15 protein-coding genes are annotated in these 17,395 nt (G+C 39.6%); 9 read left to right on the top strand and 6 right to left on the bottom strand.

Going from position 1 to position 17,395, the window contains the following annotated elements; all coding sequences use genetic code 11:
• Nucleotides 1-117: 117 nt before the first annotated feature.
• Entirely contained in the window at nucleotides 118-1,026 is a 909-nt protein-coding gene (locus J7E57_RS13765) for a helix-turn-helix domain-containing protein (RefSeq protein WP_215124923.1), read from the bottom strand.
• Nucleotides 1,027-1,088: 62 nt separating this feature from the next.
• Nucleotides 1,089-1,892: an SDR family oxidoreductase gene (locus J7E57_RS13760; protein ID WP_215124924.1), complete on the bottom strand. Its 804-nt coding sequence runs from the start codon at nucleotides 1,890-1,892 to the stop codon at nucleotides 1,089-1,091.
• A gap of 374 nt (nucleotides 1,893-2,266) precedes the next feature.
• On the opposite strand from J7E57_RS13760, the gene ppsA reads away from it, so the two are divergent.
• The 3 genes from ppsA to J7E57_RS13745 all read left to right on the top strand — a co-directional run bounded on the left by ppsA (nucleotide 2,267) and on the right by J7E57_RS13745 (nucleotide 8,083).
• Complete coding sequence (ppsA, locus tag J7E57_RS13755) at nucleotides 2,267-4,882, top strand: phosphoenolpyruvate synthase (RefSeq protein ID WP_215124925.1); 2,616 nt, start codon at nucleotides 2,267-2,269, stop codon at nucleotides 4,880-4,882.
• A 294-nt stretch (nucleotides 4,883-5,176) separates the two neighbouring features.
• On the top strand, nucleotides 5,177-7,309 hold the full coding sequence (locus J7E57_RS13750) for a S9 family peptidase (protein WP_251029915.1): 2,133 nt from the start codon (nucleotides 5,177-5,179) through the stop codon (nucleotides 7,307-7,309).
• A gap of 102 nt (nucleotides 7,310-7,411) precedes the next feature.
• On the top strand, nucleotides 7,412-8,083 hold the full coding sequence (locus J7E57_RS13745; RefSeq protein WP_215124926.1) for an NAD-dependent epimerase/dehydratase family protein: 672 nt from the start codon (nucleotides 7,412-7,414) through the stop codon (nucleotides 8,081-8,083).
• A gap of 87 nt (nucleotides 8,084-8,170) precedes the next feature.
• On the opposite strand, the gene J7E57_RS13740 is transcribed toward J7E57_RS13745, so the two are convergent.
• On the bottom strand, nucleotides 8,171-8,929 hold the full coding sequence (locus J7E57_RS13740; protein ID WP_215124927.1) for a M57 family metalloprotease: 759 nt from the start codon (nucleotides 8,927-8,929) through the stop codon (nucleotides 8,171-8,173).
• Between the two features lie 308 nt (nucleotides 8,930-9,237).
• Between J7E57_RS13740 and J7E57_RS13735 the strand changes: the two genes are divergently transcribed.
• Nucleotides 9,238-9,555, top strand: a complete 318-nt coding sequence (locus J7E57_RS13735) for a hypothetical protein (protein WP_029274987.1) — start codon at nucleotides 9,238-9,240, stop codon at nucleotides 9,553-9,555.
• 141 nt (nucleotides 9,556-9,696) lie between these two features.
• Entirely contained in the window at nucleotides 9,697-10,221 is a 525-nt protein-coding gene (locus tag J7E57_RS13730) for a DinB family protein (RefSeq protein WP_051691638.1), read from the top strand.
• 89 nt (nucleotides 10,222-10,310) lie between these two features.
• On the opposite strand, the gene J7E57_RS13725 is transcribed toward J7E57_RS13730, so the two are convergent.
• Together J7E57_RS13725 and J7E57_RS13720 are read right to left on the bottom strand one after the other, a co-directional pair.
• Entirely contained in the window at nucleotides 10,311-10,490 is a 180-nt protein-coding gene (locus J7E57_RS13725; RefSeq protein ID WP_057931837.1) for a hypothetical protein, read from the bottom strand.
• 212 nt (nucleotides 10,491-10,702) lie between these two features.
• Nucleotides 10,703-11,404 (bottom strand): SAM-dependent methyltransferase, encoded by a 702-nt coding sequence (locus J7E57_RS13720; RefSeq protein ID WP_029274984.1) that lies wholly within the window; start codon nucleotides 11,402-11,404, stop codon nucleotides 10,703-10,705.
• Between the two features lie 279 nt (nucleotides 11,405-11,683).
• On the opposite strand from J7E57_RS13720, the gene J7E57_RS13715 reads away from it, so the two are divergent.
• Nucleotides 11,684-13,354, top strand: coding sequence for a DUF6600 domain-containing protein (locus J7E57_RS13715; RefSeq protein WP_215124928.1), 1,671 nt, complete (start codon nucleotides 11,684-11,686; stop codon nucleotides 13,352-13,354).
• A gap of 752 nt (nucleotides 13,355-14,106) precedes the next feature.
• Here the strand turns inward: J7E57_RS13715 and J7E57_RS13710 are convergent.
• Entirely contained in the window at nucleotides 14,107-14,730 is a 624-nt protein-coding gene (locus J7E57_RS13710) for an HAD family hydrolase (protein WP_215124929.1), read from the bottom strand.
• A 76-nt stretch (nucleotides 14,731-14,806) separates the two neighbouring features.
• On the opposite strand from J7E57_RS13710, the gene J7E57_RS13705 reads away from it, so the two are divergent.
• The 3 genes from J7E57_RS13705 to J7E57_RS13695 all read left to right on the top strand — a co-directional run bounded on the left by J7E57_RS13705 (nucleotide 14,807) and on the right by J7E57_RS13695 (nucleotide 17,392).
• Nucleotides 14,807-15,034, top strand: coding sequence for a YtxH domain-containing protein (locus J7E57_RS13705; protein WP_215124930.1), 228 nt, complete (start codon nucleotides 14,807-14,809; stop codon nucleotides 15,032-15,034).
• 61 nt (nucleotides 15,035-15,095) lie between these two features.
• Entirely contained in the window at nucleotides 15,096-16,496 is a 1,401-nt protein-coding gene (locus J7E57_RS13700) for an MBL fold metallo-hydrolase RNA specificity domain-containing protein (protein WP_215124931.1), read from the top strand.
• A 209-nt stretch (nucleotides 16,497-16,705) separates the two neighbouring features.
• Nucleotides 16,706-17,392 carry a class I SAM-dependent methyltransferase gene (locus J7E57_RS13695; RefSeq protein ID WP_215124932.1) on the top strand — a complete coding sequence of 229 codons (687 nt, stop codon included), beginning with the start codon at nucleotides 16,706-16,708 and terminating at the stop codon, nucleotides 17,390-17,392.
• The last annotated feature ends 3 nt before the right edge of the window (nucleotides 17,393-17,395 follow it).

The following is a 17,395-nucleotide window of genomic DNA, read 5'->3' as shown; positions in this document are numbered from 1 at the left end:
AAAAAACCTGGGATGTTTATTGTTTTTGTGTTAACTTATTAATTGTTAATATTTTGCGTTTTGTGTGTGGCCGATCATCAGCTTAATATTTCTGATAAAGCTATTTTTATCCGATCTCTAATTAAAAGAATGCCTAAACTCCAAAGGCGATAAATGTGTTTTTGTTTTAAAGAGCTTACTGAATGATTGTGGATGCTCAAAACCCAGCTGGTAGGCAATTTCACTTATTGACAATTCAGTTGTCGAAAGTTTTTCTTTTGCTTTTTCAACTAACTTTTCGTGAATAAGTTGCTGGGTATTTTGTCCAGTTAAAGCCCTGAGCATATCGCTTAAATAACGTGGCGAAAGGTTTGCTTCTGCGGCTAGATATTCAACTGTTGGCAATCCGTTAACCAAAGATTTTTCATCAGTAAAATAATCCTCTAATAAGTGTTCTATTTTGGCCAATATATCATTATTAACCACCTTTCGGGTAATAAATTGACGTTTGTAAAACCGGTTACTATAATTGAGCAACACTTCGATGTAAGAAACCAACACATCCTGACTAATTTCATCAATTGAAGTGTTTAGTTCTTCATTAATATTATCGAAAAGCCCTAAAATTATTTTCTTCTCCTTTTCTGACAGAAATAACGCTTCATTGGTTTCGTACGAGAAAAAACCATATTTCTTTATGGTCGACCCTAGCGGATAGCTCCGGATGAGGTCGGGGTGGAACAGAAGTGTAGCCCCGTAATATTTAGCTTCATTATCTGCAAAAATCAACTGATTTGGTGAAGTAAACATCATACCGCCCTCATTAAAGTCGTAATAACCCTGTCCATAGCCCATTCGGCCTGTTGTTGAATATTTATAGGAAATCTTATAAAAGTTGAAAAAAAACGGACGGTCTAACATTTCTGTATTGGTGGCCATCAGCGAATTATCGACCAAGCTGATCAACGGATGGACGGGTTTGGGGACTTGCAGCAACGCATGTATTTCAGAGATTGTTGAAATGCGTAAAGGGGCTTTCTTTTCCATAATATAAAAGTACAAATATTAGGGCAACACAAATCATTGGGTCTGCATTGCCCTTTTAATCATTACTTACCTAAAAAAACTTTGGCTAATTCTGTTCTGAAAGTTTCGTCGCCCTGGGCCAGTCGTTGCGCATACAAGGCCTTTGCATCTTCGCCGGCAACATAACGCAGTTTGGTTTTGCCATCTGTGGCAGCCTCATAAACCACCTCAGCAATTTGCTCAGGAGAAGAAGCCGTTTCCATCATTGAGCCAAATCCTGCCATCATTGATTGTACCAACGAATCATAATCCTCACTGCTCGCCAATTCTAAAGATCGACCTATGAAATCTGTTGCGATTCCGCCCGGAGATATCGTTTTAATGTTTACCCCAAAGGTGTTCAGCTCAAAGGCCATGCTTTCGCTCCATCCTTCTAATGCCCATTTGGTAGCATGATAGGTTGAGCCTAGTGGGAAAGCGATTAATCCGCCGATAGAAGTTGTAGAGATAAACAAACCTTCTTTTTTTGCTCTGAAATAAGGAATGAATGCCCGCGTAACACGGATTACACCCAACAGATTTGTGTTAAGTTGTTTTACGATCTGTTCGTCGCTGAGTGCTTCTAATGGTCCAATTAAGCCATAACCAGCATTGTTAAAAACTACATCTACACCTTGTTCAATTGCTTTTTTTGCAGTCGATTGAATCTGAGCAAGGTCGGTCACATCCAAAGGAAGTACGGTAACGTTGCTTAATGCACTTAATTCTGTATCTTTTTCAGGGTTACGCATGGTGGCAATTACATTCCAACCTTTGCGCTGAAATAATTTGGCAGTAGCATTTCCCAAACCTGTAGAAGCTCCTGTAATAAAAATTGTCTTTTGCATTTTCTATTGTTTTAAATTAACAATACAAAGTTGCAGCAATGTGTAGATGCTGATGTAGCCAAATTGAGTTTGCTTGTAGTCTAAATGACGGCTGTTTTTTTTAAGGAGGAAACTAAAGCGCCTTGTTGGGAGGAAATCTCGGATAATTTTACCTTAATTATTGCCGCTTTGTTGTAAGGATAACGCCAATACTTCTACCATTATTGCGTTTGGAAAAATATAGTCAAAAAACGTTGTTTCGGTACTTTATAGCTTATATTTTTGGCTTTTCACTTCCTTTGAAACTGAGTTTAAGATGTTGATAAACAAAGCCGAATTGTTTTCGAACCACTAAGGAAGAACCAAATATCTACCAGATAAAAAAACGAAATAGAATGAGCAAATATGTAATTGGTTTTCAGGAAATCGACAGGTCTGATGTTTTAGAAGTTGGGGGCAAGGGCGCCAATCTAGGCGAATTATCAAAAATTGAAGGGATACAAGTGCCCGATGGCTTTTGCGTAACCACCGAATCGTATAAGAGGATAACCGAAAACAATCAAGAGCTAAATAGCTTGTTGAAAGAATTAGAAAACCTTAAAGTAGAAGAGCATTCAACAATCAGTAAAATTGGCGAAAAAATCCGGACACTAATCGAAAATTTACCTATTCACTATGATATATCCGAAAAAATTGGAAGTTATCTTAACAATTTTGACGAGCATGAAGCCTTTGCTATCCGATCTAGTGCTACCGCCGAAGACCTTCCATCAGCATCTTTTGCAGGTCAGCAGGATACCTACCTGAACATTATCGGAAAAACAGCCATCTTAAAACATATCAGCAAGTGCTGGGCATCATTATTTACCGATAGGGCGGTAATTTATCGCCTTCAGAACGGTTTTGACCATCGGAAAGTGCAATTATCTGTCGTTGTTCAGAAAATGGTTTTCCCGCAGGCAGCAGGAATTTTATTTACGGCAGATCCGGTTTCGGGAAATCGGAAAATGTTATCTATTGATGCCAGTTTTGGGCTGGGTGAAGCACTGGTTTCGGGCCTGGTAAATGCCGATAATTATCAGGTGTGCAGTGGCAGAATTATCAATAAAAAAATATCAACTAAGAAACTGGCTATTTATGCCTTAAAAGACGGTGGTACAAAATCTCAAGGGCTTTCAGCTGGAGAGCAAAATAGTCAAGTGCTTACAGATGAACAGATTTTACAGCTTGAGCAGCTGGGTAGAAAGATTGAGGAGCACTTCGGCCATCCCCAAGACATCGAATGGTGTTTGGTTGATGGTAGGTTTTATATTGTTCAGAGTAGGCCAATCACTACATTATACCCAATCCCCGAAGGGAACGATCAGGGAAACCATGTTTACATATCTGTCGGACATCAGCAAATGATGACTGATGCCATGAAGCCATTAGGGCTATCGTTATGGCAGTTAAGGGCAGCCAGGCCAATGTTTAGTGCTGGCGGAAGGTTGTTTGTAGATGTAACGGATAGTCTGGCCACCGCAGCTGGGAGGACGAATTTATTAGATGCGATGGGGCAACATGATCCGCTCATAAAAGATGCATTGATCACCATCACAGAAAGAGGCGACTTCATAAAACAACTACCAGATGCTGGAAAAGTACCAGTGCTGGTCAAGAGTACTAAGGGCTTGTTGGCCGCCGATATTTTAGCGCAGATAGGAAATGACCCTGCTATCGTTGCTGGTCTGATCAAAACTAATGAGGCGTCAGTAGAAACACTAAAACAAAATATCCAATCGAAATCAGGACCAGGCCTTTTTGATTTTATCCTGGAAGACATCGAGCAATCAAAGAAGATGATATTTGATTCGCAACATATGGGGGTGATCATAGCCGCGATGAATGCTTCATCCTGGCTCAATGAAAAGATGGAAGAATGGTTGGGTGAAAAAAATCCGGCAGATACATTGTCTCAGTCGGCACCCAACAATATTACTTCAGAAATGGGTTTGGCATTATTGGATGTTGCAGATGTAATCCGTCCTTATCCAGAGATCATTAATTATTTACAAGAGGGAAAGGAGGATAATTTTTTAGATGGCCTGATTCAATTTGATGGTGGAAAGGAAACCCGCGACGCTATCTGTACTTATCTAGATAAATACGGAATGCGGTGTGCGGGAGAAATTGATATTACGAACACACGCTGGAGCGAAAAACCATCGATATTAATTCCCTTAATCCTTAGCAATATCAAAAACTTTGAGCCCAATGCTGGTAAACGAAAATTTGAGCAGGGGAAACAGGAAGCTTTAAAAAAGGAAAATGAATTATTGAGTAGATTGGCTCATTTACCAGATGGTGAACAGAAAGCCCTGGAAACAAAGCAAATGATCAGTCTGTTCCGGAATTTTGCGGGTTATCGTGAATATCCAAAATACGGTATTGTTAACCGCTTTTTTGTTTATAAGGAGGCTTTACTAAAAGAAGTCGAAAAACTCGTGGATGCTCATGTTTTTCATGAAAAGGAAGATGGCTATTACCTCACTTTTGAAGAACTTTGTGAAGTGGTACGCACGCATCAAATTGATTACCAGCTTATTGTTGAACGAAAAGAAAAGTACAGCAAATACAAGAAACTTATGCCGCCACGGGTAATTACCTCTGATGGCGAAGTTATTATGGGTAAATATAATTGCGAGAACCTTCCGGCAGAGGCCATTGTAGGTTTAGCGGTTTCTTCAGGATTGATTGAAGGACGGGCACGCGTAATCCTAAACATGGAAGATGCTGATCTGGAAGATGGAGATATACTGGTTACCCCATTTACAGATCCCAGTTGGACCCCGTTGTTCGTCTCAATAAAAGGCTTGGTTACCGAAGTTGGTGGATTAATGACGCATGGCGCTGTAATTGCAAGAGAATATGGCCTGCCAGCGGTCGTTGGCGTAGAAAATGCCACCAAACTGATCAAAGACAGGCAGCGTATTCGAGTTAACGGAACAGATGGTTATATAGAGATCTTATAACCTCCTTGCTGCTCTTTCTGGCGACCAACTGCTCACAAGAATAACCTTGTTTACACATTTCTATTATCAAAAATATCTTTCAGGTAAACGCCCAGGGTAACCAAAGGGTTAACATGGTGCAAATAAATTGTATGATAAAAAAATATTGTGGAAAGCTATGCTCCCAGCGCTGTACCCTTCACGCCTCTCTCCGTGTTCTTTGTGGTTAAAAACGATATACCACCTAAATTTGTATCATGATTAATACTAATCATTTCCTAAAACAGTCTTATTTTTAGCGCAAGATTAACTAACATGATGAATAAATATTGGCTTACCGTAACGGCTTGTACTTTGGCCATTACCGCAAATGCTCAGCAGAAGGCCCTAACCGTTAAAGATTACGAAAGGGCGGAAAGTTTTATGAGCTATAATACCGCAAAGTATATTGACCATGCCAGCGTGCAACCTAACTGGCTGGAGGGCGATAAATTCTGGTATACTACTAAAACGAATGGTACTGAGCAGGCTTTTTTGGTAGATCCGGTAAAGAAAACGAAAACTTTAACTACCGATTATAAAGGCAGTGCAACACCATCACGACCTGGGGCCAGCCGGAATGAAGTTCTATCTCCCGATGGGAAGAAAGCCATTTTAATTAAAGATTATAACCTCTTTGTTAAAGATGTAGCCACTGGAAAATTAATACAATTGACTACTGATGGAATTAAAGATTATGGTTATGCTACCGATAATGCGGGATGGAAGCATAGCGATGCACCAATTTTGCGCTGGTCGCCTGATTCGAAAAAGATAGCCACTTTTCAACAAGACCAAAGAAACTCAAAAGACATGTACCTAGTAACCACAAATGTGGGCGCGCCAGTATTAAAAGCCTGGAAATATCCTTTACCTGGCGATAAACAGATTGCAACCATTAGAAGAGTGGTGATTGATGTAGAAAACGCGAAGATGGTTTCGCTAAACATCCCTGCAGATCAACACCGTGCTACCTTAAGTGATGATATTTCGAGCAGTGGTACTTTTGATGATATCGATTGGAAAGCCGATGGCACTGAAGTAGCATTTCTGTCCACCTCCCGCGATCATAAAAATGAAAAATTCCGTATTGCCAATACCACAACAGGGGCCGTTCGCGAAGTTTTCGAAGAAACGGTCAAAACACAATACGAATCTGGTCAGGGAGCCATCAACTGGCGTTACCTTCCTGCGTCTAAAGAGATTATTTGGTATTCGGAAAGAGATAACTGGGGTCATTTATACTTATATGATGCTACCAATGGAAAATTGAAGAACCAGATTACGAAAGGCGATTTCGTAGTTACCCGTTTAGTTAAAGTAGACGGAAAAACACGCACGCTTTACTTCATGGCCAATGGCCGCGAAAAAGGAAATCCTTATTTCAGCCATTTATACAAAATCGGTTTCGACGGAAAAAATTTAGCATTGTTAACCCCCGAAGAAGGTAATCATCAGGTGGTATTTTCTCCATCGTTCGAATATTTTGTAGATACTTATTCACAACCAGATATACCGGCCGTTACGGTTTTAAGAAGTATCACCGGAAAACTGATCAACACCTTAGAGAAAACAGATGTATCCAGGTTAACTGCTACAGGCTGGAAAGCTCCTATCCCTGTTTCTGTTAAAGCCAAAGATGGTAAAACTGATATCTACGGGCTGGTTTTCACACCAACAAAAATGGATGCAGGGCAGAAATATCCGGTTATCGATTATATTTATCCAGGTCCTCAGGGTGGTAGCGTAGGCAGTTGGTCGTTTGCTGCCTCACGTGGCGATAATCAGGCTTTGGCCGAGCTAGGCTTTATTGTAGTGGTAATAGAAGGGACCAGTAACCCAGACCGCTCTAAAAGTTTTCATGATATGAGCTATGGCAATATGGCTGAGAATACTTTGCCTGATCAGATTGCGGCTATCAGGCAGCTCTCTGTTAAATATCCTATTGATACGACAAAAGTCGGTATCTGGGGACACTCGGGCGGAGGTTTTGCCACTGCTGCGGCCATGTTCCGTTACCCGGATTTCTTTAAAGTAGGAATTTCCGAATCAGGTAATCATGACAATAGAAACTATGAGGACGATTGGGGCGAACGTTACAATGGTTTGGTAGAAAACGCCGATTATGAAGCACAGGCCAACCAGAACTATGCTAAAAACCTAAAAGGGAAACTGATGTTGGTACATGGTATGATGGATGATAATGTACCGCCTTACAACACATTATTAGTTGTAGAGGCATTAGAAAAAGCAAATAAATCTTTCGATCTGGTTATTTTTCCAAATAGTGCACATGGTTATGGTGAATACTCGCCTTATATGACGCGTCGCCGTTGGGATTACTTCGTACAGCATCTTTTAGGAGCAGAACCACCTAAAGATTATCAAATGAAAGCCAATACAAAATAACTTTAAAGAGCAACCTAATCAGTTGCTCTTTTTGTTTATATTACCTTAGCAATGAAACAAAGTACCTCTTTTTTAGCTTTTGTTTATTAAGCAAATCGTATTATGGGAAAAACCAGAGATCAGAATAATGTAATCATAACGGGTGCTACTGGGATGGTTGGCGAAGGGGTATTAATGCAGTGCCTAAACAGCCCTGAAATTGATACTGTTTTAGTGATTAACCGCAAGCCATGTGGTTATAACCATCCAAAGCTTAAAGAGATCATCCATCCCGATTTTTTTGATTTTTCGCAGATTGAAAATCAGCTTGCGGGTTACAATGCATGTTTTTTTTGTTTAGGGATTACTTCGGTAGGTGTTAATAACGATATCTATTACAAAATGACTTATACGCTAACCATGCATGTTGCAGAAACATTAAGTAAGCTAAATGAGGGGATGACTTTTTGTTATGTTTCCGGTGGAGGAACCAATGAAAATGGACGGTTGAAATGGGCACAGGTAAAGGGTAAAACAGAGCATGATTTAATGAAATTGCCTTTCGGGCAGGTATTTAATTTTCGCCCGGGTTTTATTAAGCCGCTGCCGGGACAAAAATATGCCCATAAATTCTATAAATATATCAACTGGCTATTTCCTATTGGAAGGGCCGTTTATCCAAGTGGGTTTTGCACTATGGCCGAACTGGGCAATGCCATGATCAATACTTTAAGCCATAATGGCGAGCGGAGGATTTTAGAAGGAAAAGATATTATTGCCTTATCAAAAGAATAAGCCCGGGTGCTACAATGAACTCCCGGGCTTATTAATTATCAGCTCCTTATAGACCAGTTTAGGTTTGTTTAGTTGTTTTTAGCAAATTTAATATAATGCTGCAACAGCATTTTTATCTTTTGTTGATAATACAGTGGCACCTGATCCGCATTGGCCACCATTCATAAGAGATAAGGCATCTGTTCCGGTAACACCAGGAACATTTGTAGCAGTAGATTCGCCCTGAGCTGACCAGTTGGTATGTCTGAAAGAAATACAATGTCCAAACTCATGGCATATTGTTCTTGCGCGCTGTGCAAATGAATTACCAGCAATGTAATTTTTATTGATTTTAACCAAAGCACCTGCACTTCCGCCTGAAGGGAATTGCCCTTGGCCGCAAACACCATTTCCTAAATTTTCATCTTTGATCAGGATGTCATAAGGTGCTGTAGTTACAACGCTAAAACGTAAGGTCGAATTTGGAACACCATTCCATTGTGCAATAGCACTATTGATCTCGCTGCCCATAGAAGTCATAGATGGATCTACAAAAATTCTAATGTTTAGCTTTTTAGTGCTGTTTACAATGCTTCCGGTATAATACTGCTCAGTTTTAGCGCCAGCGCCATTAGCAGGGATTTCCATGTTTTTGGGGAATGTAATATCTTCTTCTACGATAAATTCATTTCCATTATCAACAATACTTGCTGCAGGGAAGCCCAGGTCTTTAATGTACTGCAAAACTTTGTCCGAATTTTTTACCGTTTCTTGAGATTCAGTGATCGATTCCTGATTTTTTTTACAGGCTGCAATTACCACTGCCACCATGGCAACGATGGCAATCTTTTTTAGATTATTTTTCATTAAGTTTAAGTTAGTTAAGTCCTTTCGGAGCTGATAAACAAATGTAACAGAACTTGTTACATTAATTTTGGCTGTAGGATAATTTTACACGAAAACTTAATCAATATGCTTTGTAATGTTTTAAAGTTATGTTTGTATTTTAAAATTTACATAAACAATCTGTTTTATCGATAATATTTTAGTTAAATAAGAGTTGTCAAAGAAAAACAAGATTAATTCCATGTCGCTTACCAACCAAAAAAAACATACTACCGGTTAATTCTTCTTACCTTGCCAAATTATGGCCAAAAAAGCCCAAATTTTTTAATATGCAAAATGAGAGTATAGCCTTACAGGCGAAAGTGTTTTTATATCATTTAAACAATGCCAACAACGAAAATGGTTTTCGGACCAAAGAATCGTGGAAGTTCAGCCAGGTAAGTGAGCAGGGAAAGGCAGAAATAGAGCACGATTTCTTCCCTACGGTTTCTGTTCAGGTAGACCCAAAAAAGATACATGATTTTGCAGCAAGCGTATTATCGCAGCTTAAGGAACAACCTAAAATTAATGTGCCAGATCTTAATGTTAGTATCCAAACCGGATCAGAATATTTTATTGCTTTTTCTCCTGACAGGATGATCAGGTAAGAGGGGAAAATGCATGATGGGAAATGTAAACTGAAATGAAGAAAACACTTTATTTTAAAAATATTTTTATGTTGATTTTTACACTGCCATAGGGTTGTCAGTCACCTGTATTTTCTTTGTGTAACTAAAACAAAAAAAGACATGGTACAGGAACAATTATTCGCAGAAACAATGGAAGAAACTTCCCTTGTGTATTTAATGAAAAATTATGCAAACTATAATTTCTGGGCAAATTTAACCTTGGTAAATTGGTTAAAAAATCATCCGGAAGAGTTATTGGAGCAGGAAGTATTATCGAGTTTTAAAAGTGTGAAGTTAACGCTTGCCCATATTTTACAGGCACAGGAGTATTGGTATTCAATTCTCACTAAAACCGAATTCGAATTTCGCGAATATGGAAGTTTGAATGATATTTTTAATGCGCTGTTGAAACAGTCAGAAAACTTAGCCGTTTATATTACTGCAATCAGTGAAGATAGATTTAATGAGAAAACAGAAATTCAAAGCCCTTGGTTTACTTCCGACTTTCAGAATTTTGAATATGTGTTACATGTGTTCAACCACAGTACCTACCATCGTGGCCAGATCATTACCATTTGCCATAATTTAGGAATAACGGGTGCCCCTATGACGGATTATAATTTCTATAATGTAATGGCGAAATAAAATACTATTCGTTAAATAATGACTTGTCGGAAAATCTCATTCAATAAGGATCTTCCGACAAGCTTTTTGGTATATTAAGTTGCCTTTAGTTACTTTTTGTTATCGTATTTTCTTTGATTGTCCTTGTTGGAAGTTTGATCTGACCGTTGACCGCCTCCATTGGTTATTCCCTGGATTTTTTTATCTGTTTTAACATCGTGGTTAGCTCGGTCAGCTATTGAACTGCCCTGGACCGTTGGATTGTTTTTTGGTGTGCTCGTATTTTTCATAACTCAAAGATTTAGTGAATAAATTGCAGCGCGCTGTAATAACAACCAATGTAGTGCTAGATATGTTTTGATTTTTTGAATTTGCTCGTCATTTCGAGCAGAGTGCAACGGAGTCGAGAAATCTTTTAACATAGTCTAAAGATCTCCCTCCCGACTTAATGTCGGGACTACGCTTCATCCGATAGCTATCGGATCGAGATGACGATTTTATCTTAGTACAACAAAAATATGGTAGGCTGTTTATGAAGATCTATCTCCTCTTTGCGCCAATTATAAACACTTTGAGTTTTAATAAATTCATCTTCTGCAGTAAGATTGCTGGCTACACAAACCTGTGTATTGGGTTTGCAGCTTTTCAGCACTTCTTCAAAAAGCTGGTTGTTGCGGAAAGGTGTTTCGATGAATATCTGTGTTTGTTTATAACGGCTTGCCGATAAATCTAAATCTTTAATCCGTTTGGTACGTTGCTCTTTATCAATCGGTAAATAACCCCAAAAGGCGAAACTCTGTCCGTTAAAACCTGAGGCCATTAAAGCCAGCAAAATCGAACTTGGCCCCACCAATGGTACCACTTTAATGCCGCGTTTATGTGCTTCGGCAACAATATCAGCTCCAGGATCGGCAATGCCAGGACAACCAGCTTCGCTCATTAAGCCTACATCTTTTCCGGCAGCAAGCTCAACAAAAAACTGACCTAAATCTGTCCGGTTATGTTTGCCATAATCGTGTACGATCAAATCTTTTTGTGGTGTTTTTAAACCAGCCTCTTTCAAAAACCGACGGGCTGTCTTACTGTTTTCTACAATGTAAGTATCAATCTGGTTAATGGTATCAACCAAATAAGGGGTAAAAGTTTTATGTGCTACCTCTTCAGCCAATGGTACGGGAATAAGGTATAAAGTGCCTTTTTGCATGCTACAAAAATACTCACAATAAATAGAATTTAAGTTCTAAAGTTTACAGTACTGGCAATATAATCTCTTTTGTGAACAAAGGTGTAGCAAATTTTATTTCTAACTGACTTATTTTCTGCACAATTAAAATGTGCTTAAAACGTTAAATATTAGTTAAATATGCCTCGTAAGGCAATATTTGAAGGAAAATACAGAAACTATGCATGCATATTAAACCTTCTGCATTTTTGGTTCTCTAATTGATACACACACATTAGGTTATTAAAATAAAACACACAAATGAAAACACTTAAATCTACGGCACTTGTGCTGGGGCTTTTTGCGCTCCTTGCCGGAACCACAACCCTTGTCAGGGCACAAGACTATCAAAACGATTACCAGGACGATGGTTACAGCACTGGCAATGTTTCTTTACAGACTTTTTACGATGAACTTTCGCCTTATGGTACCTGGATACAAGATCCTCAATATGGATATGTTTGGCGCCCTGATGTAGATCAAAGCGAATTTCGGCCATATTATACAAACGGACGTTGGGCGATGACCGAATACGGCAATACCTGGGTTTCCAATTACGATTGGGGTTGGGCACCTTTCCACTACGGTCGTTGGGTAATTAACAGTTACAGACAATGGATCTGGTTACCTGATACCAATTGGGGACCAGCCTGGGTAGATTGGAGAAGCGGTGATGGTTATTACGGATGGGCTCCAATGGCGCCAAGTATTAGTATAAATCTGAGCTTTGGCCGTCGTTATTCAGTGCCAGAATTCTGCTGGAACTTTATTCCACAACGCAATATCTATATCAATGTGTTCCCAAGATATGATTACGGACGCAATAATGTATATATCCGCAATACCACCATTATCAATAATACTTATGTTTATAACAGAAGAACCTATTATGGTGGCCCAAGGGTAGAAGATATAAGACGTGCAACCAATAGAGATGTAACCGTTTATAGATATGCGCAAGGTTCTAGGCCAGGTGCAAGCAGGATTAATAGCAGGGAAGTATCTATTTACAGACCTAGACCAGAGCGTAATGCTGATAATCGTAGTGCAGCACCAAGAAAATTTGAGCAAGGTAATGCTGGCATTAGCAGGGGTGGAAGGAATGAAGGTTATACCAATCGCGATCAAAGAGGCGGTAATAGCAATAATAACGATAACCGTTTTGGAACGAGAGGAGATAACCGTACCGGGCAATCCGATAGGAACAACGGCACTATAGGCAGAGATAATAATAATCAGCCTAATAATAGAGGCGAAGTTTATAATAGAGATGCTAATGGACGTGTTAGCCGTGGCAATACTAATGGTGTAGACGGAAGAAACGGACAGGAAAATGTAAACCGCGGTCAGGATCAGCAACGTTTGGAGCAGATGAGGCAACAGCGTACACAGCAAGACCGTATGAGCCAAGATCAGCAACGTACACAGCGCGATGTGCAAACACAGCAGCGTGGTCAGATAGATCAGCAACAGCGTGCGGGCCAAATGGAGCAACAAAGAGCACAGCGTAACGAGCAGATGCAACAACAGCGTACACAACGTGATGCTCAGGTACAGCAACAACGTAATGAGCAGATGCAACAGCAACGTGCGCAACAAGCCCAATCTCAACAACAGCGTACACAACGAGATGCACAGATGCAACAGCAAAGAAATGAGCAGATGCAACAACAACGTGCGCAACAGGCCCAGGCTCAGCAACAAGAAAGAGCACAACGCGATGCTCAGGCACAGCAGCAACGTACTCAACAAGCACAACAACAACAACAGGAACGTGCACAGCGTGATGCCCAGGTTCAACAACAAAGAGCACAGCAGCAGCAACAAAGACAAGAACAAAGAAGAACAGAAGCACCACAACAACAGCAACAAAGAGGTGGTGAAAGAAGTGGCTCTGAAGGAGGAAGACCATCAAGAGGTGGTAGAGGATAGATTGATAAGTCCCGATGAAAATCGGGACTTTTTTATTTTAAAGACCTATAACTTTAATAGCAAGGTGGTGGAACTTCGTTAAGTCTTTAGTCTTGGAAATGAACATTCAGCACTGATTCGGAAACATCTGGTTTATAAACAAAGGGTTATGCAGGTAGCACCCAGCCAGAAATAGCACCAGCTAACCAGCCACCTAGACCCGATTGAAGTGGACACGAAGCCGCAGGCAAAGTAAAACGAAAAGCGGGAAGAAACTGAAATAGTTGCATAAAACTGCTCTCCTAATCATTTTTTATAATCTTTAGATTTGAAAATGAACCTTCAGTACTGCTTCGGAAACAGCAGTCCCGTTATCCGCTATAGCTCCGATAAATCCCGATGTGAAATCGGGAGGAGGCTGCCGCTACTACCGGGTTTAAGAACAAAGGGTTGTGCAGGTAGCACCCAGCCAAAAATAGCACCACTTAACAAGCCACTTAGACCCGATTGGAGTGAGCATCCCGATTTAAGCACTGTTTTTTCTTTTATGGTGTGCTTGCTTGTTTCACAGGTTTCATCGGGATAAAACGGAAAACGGGAAGAAACCTAAATAGTTACAGAAACCTGCTCTCCTAATGGTTTATAATCTTTACCAGTATTGATTCGGAGGCAGCAGTCCTAGTATCCACTTAATCTCATCGGTTTGCCCTTCACTTCGACTGCGCTCAGTGCAAGCTCGCTCAGGGTGACACAACAAGAAAATATGGTTTAGATTATTGTCCCGCCGCTGCATGAAGCTTGCTTAAATCAGTTCCCCTAAAAGTACTTTCTGCATTTGGGTGCAGGTTTTCGGGATCGAGTAAAAAAGTAGCGATCCCCAGTTCCAGACCAAATTTAATTTCCGATTCTGCATCATCACCTATAATTAAAATATCATCCGTGTTTAAAGCGTATTTATCAATCAACAATTTAAAAGCTTCCTTTTTATTGGTGGTCGAAACATCTACAACATGTACGGCTTCAAAATCATCAGCAATGCCCAACATTTTTACTTTTGAGGTTTGCTGTTTTGGGAAACCTGCCGTTACAATAAATTTCCGGCCGTTAAGGCTTTTAATGTAATGATAATCATCGCTTGGCTTTAAGGGTTTGGTTACCTCTCTACTGTGCAGATATGAAATCACTTCAGGCATTATCTCTTCCTTAAAACCATATTTTTTAGCCACTTTCACAAAAGGCGTTCTCAACATTTCCCCTTTGGCCAACTGAAATTTTTCATCGCTGATTCCTAAATCCAGACTTTCTAAGTAACGATAAAGTTCACCCATCAACTGTTCTTCGTTAGGCTTGGTAAAATAGATGGTATTGTCTAGATCGATAAAAAAAATATGCTTCATTTAAATGGAATGATTTATGTTGTAATAACCAAAACAACAAGTGCTAATTAATGTTTAATTATTAAAGAATAAAGTTATGACAAAGGAAACAAAAATTATAGTAGGCGTATTAGCTGGAGCAGCACTTGGTGCAACAATCGCGTTGGCATTATCTTCAGATTCTAGCAGCGATTTAAAAGGTAAAATATCAGATTTTTTTGCTGATCTGTTAGACGCTTCAAAAGATAAATTAGCAGGTTTAGCCGATAAAGCAACGGTTGCTGCTGATAAGGTGAAAGATAAAATAGCAGAAATAAATGCATAAAGAATTGGAAGTGCCGGAAATATCCGGCATTTTTATTCTATATATTCTAACCAGCATTTAAATGAACATTGCTTTTCATGGTGCCGCCCGTACCGTTACGGGGAGTAAGCACCTTATTACCTTAAAAAACGGCACTCAAATACTATTAGATTGTGGCTTATTCCAGGGGATGGGCCATGTTACCGATAAATTAAACGACTATTTTGGTTTCGATGCCAAAAAGGTTACTTATCTCGTTTTATCACACGCACATATAGACCATTGTGGTTTATTGCCAAAATTGGTAGCAGAGGGTTTTGAAGGCAAAATTTTCTGTACTTCGGCAACGATGGATCTGGCCCGCATTTTAATGATGGATTCTGCCAAAATCCAAATGCAGGATGCTGAGTTTTCGAACCGCCACCTACACAAGGGCGAGGAAATGGAAGAACCACTTTATACTGAAGAAGACGTTACCAAAACGCTTAGTCTGATGAAAATTGTGGAGTATGAAGAAGATTTCGAGATTGAGGCGGGAATTCGGTTAAAGTTTACTGATGCAGGGCATATTTTAGGTAGTGCTGCGGTTCACCTTACCATTACAGAAGATGGAAAACCTACACGGATTACCTTTTCTGGCGATGTTGGCCGATATGGCGATCTACTTTTAAAAAGCCCGCAACAGTTTGATCAGGCCGATTATATCTTAATGGAATCTACCTACGGAGATTCCTTACATAAAGACCTTGATCCGATCGAAAATATGCTTTTAGAGATCATTAATAATACCTGCAAAGTGAAAAAGGGGAAAGTAATTATTCCAGCTTTTGCTGTGGGCCGTACTCAGGAGCTGCTTTATGCCTTAAATGGTTTAGAATTAAAAGGTAAATTACCTGATGTACCTTATTATGTGGATAGCCCTTTATCTTCAAAGGCAACAGAAATTCTTAAAAACCACCCTGAAGTATACAATAATGGCGTTAAAGAAACTTTAAAGGTAGATCATGATATATTTGGTTTTAAAGGCTTGCGTTTTATCGAAAGTGTAGAAGAATCGAAAGCTTTAAATGCCGATCCAAGACCGTGTGTAATTATTTCGGCATCGGGTATGGCAGAGGCTGGCAGGGTAAAACACCACATTAGGAATAATATCAGTAACCAGAAAAATACCATTTTAATGGTGGGCTATTGCGAACCTAAATCTTTGGGCGGTAGATTAATTGCCGGACAAAAAGTTGTAGAGATTTTCCGCGACGAATATGAAGTTAAAGCCGAAGTAAAATCGATAAAATCGATGAGCGCACATGGCGATTATGAAGATTTATTGCAATTTTTATCTGGTCAAGACCCAGCGAAAGTAAAACAGCTGTTTTTGGTGCATGGAGAGTATGAAGTGCAGCAACATTTCGCAAGCAGGTTAAAAGATAAAGGCTTTAAACATGTGGCTATCCCCGAATATCATCAGGTATTTGAGATTGAATAAGATAAAATGTTGATCCGGATTTATAATCCGGATCAACATAGACCAAATTCGTCATTGCGAGGTACGAAGCAATCCTAAGGCTTTGGATTTATCTAGCGATCGTTGAAAATTGCTTCGTACTCCGCAATTTGACGATACCTTGAGGTCATTATAATTTTCGATCTTCCCTTATACATCCTCCATCTTCCAATTTCCCTATCTTTGCCCACATGGATGTTTTTGGTAAAGCGTTAACAGATATTTATAGAACCGGCGAGGCTGATACGCTTTGGTTGCACAATTCGTATGGCGAGCCAGAAGAAATGCCTTTAGAATTCTTCTTCCGTGATGATGAAGACATGCCCGTTTTAGAGCTTCAGGCTTTGTACATGTGCAGTGGAAAGGTATTGGATATTGGTGCCGGTGTTGGCAGTCATGCTTTACTTTTACAGGCTTTTAATATCGATGTAACGGCTATTGATATTTCCGAAGCAGCTGTTGATATTATGAAAGCGCGTGGTGTAAAAAAAGCATTCATACAGGATGTTTTTACCTATCAGGAGAAATTCGATACCATTATCATGCTCATGAACGGCATCGGTTTAACCGGAACTTTGCCCGGTTTTAAGGATTTCCTGATCAAGCTAAAAGACCTCATCAATCCCAATGGACAGGTTATTTTCGATTCTTCTGATATTGCTTATTTATACGAAGATATGCCGAAACCGCAAAACCAATATTATGGTGAGGTATCTTATCAGTATGAATATAAAGGCGAAAAAGGCAGTTGGTTTAATTGGATTTATATAGATGAAGAAACCATTAAACAGATTGCTAAAGAAACAGGATGGAATGCTGAATTGATTTTTGACGATGGCGAAGATCAGTATTTGGTCAAATTGACTTTGGTGCAATAATCT

The sequence above is a fragment of the Pedobacter sp. ISL-64 genome (assembly GCF_018613605.1).
In the GTDB taxonomy this organism is placed as follows: domain Bacteria; phylum Bacteroidota; class Bacteroidia; order Sphingobacteriales; family Sphingobacteriaceae; genus Pedobacter.
This window is presented reverse-complemented; position numbering and strand designations above follow the sequence as displayed.